Origin of the sequence: Microbacterium sp. GbtcB4, assembly GCF_019091465.1 — a bacterium.
Lineage (GTDB): Bacteria > Actinomycetota > Actinomycetes > Actinomycetales > Microbacteriaceae > Microbacterium > Microbacterium paraoxydans.
Genome location: NZ_JAGXJJ010000684.1, coordinates 1 through 232, shown reverse-complemented (window position 1 = coordinate 232; position 232 = coordinate 1). Strand labels below are relative to the sequence as shown.

Here is a 232-nt window from a genome sequence, read left to right as displayed (position 1 = left end):
CGAGGACCTTGTCGTCGAGCGCGGAGGCGGCGGCCTCGTCGAGGAACAGGCGCGTGACCGAAAGCTCGACGACCTGGTCGGCGGGCTCCGGATCGGCGGTCACGGCGACGGCGAGTCGGGCCGCGCCCGTGTCGTCCTGCGCCTCGGCGGTGTGGATGCGCAGCCCGGCGCCCCGCGCGTCGGTCTGTCGACTCACGGGGGTCGTCACGATGCCGGGCGTGGCGGCGGGGAG

1 protein-coding gene is annotated in these 232 nt (G+C 75.9%); it reads right to left on the bottom strand.

The genetic code is table 11. From position 1 onward, the window contains the following. Window positions 1–232, bottom strand: a 232-nt coding sequence (locus KVS71_RS19255; protein ID WP_217585326.1) for a Fe-S cluster assembly protein HesB, incomplete at both ends; no start/stop codon positions are given.